General features: G+C 42.3%; 1 pseudogene. It reads right to left on the bottom strand.

What is annotated here, in order from left to right:
• Positions 1 to 357: pseudogene (locus tag IL45_RS15065) on the bottom strand (gliding motility-associated C-terminal domain-containing protein); the annotation flags it as partial.

The raw sequence follows: 357 nt of genomic DNA, 5'->3' as shown, positions 1-357 counted from the left end.
ATTGTCTGGAATCTCCAAGTAATCTGGTGTTCCATTCATATCAGCATCTGGAATCTCATCTGCTGTTGGTATTAAATCGTTATCATCATCAGTATCTCTATAGTCTGGCTCGTCGGTACCATCCGTATTGTTCAACTCAGTTGCTGGATCCGTATCTACTGTAGCTCCACTTGGATCACTGTATGGGTCTGTCGCATTAGCTGGGTCAAAAGCATCATCAATACCATCGCCATCAGTATCACCTAATTCAGTTGTATCTGCTACACCATCATTATCTACATCATCTCCTTCGATACGATCGCTTACGCCATCATTATCACTGTCATTATCTAAGTAATCTGGCTCATCTGCTCCATC

Origin of the sequence: Nonlabens ulvanivorans (assembly GCF_000732625.1) — a bacterium.
In the GTDB taxonomy this organism is placed as follows: domain Bacteria; phylum Bacteroidota; class Bacteroidia; order Flavobacteriales; family Flavobacteriaceae; genus Nonlabens; species Nonlabens ulvanivorans.
Note: the sequence above shows the minus strand (reverse complement) of the source record. Positions and strands in the feature narration are given on the sequence as shown.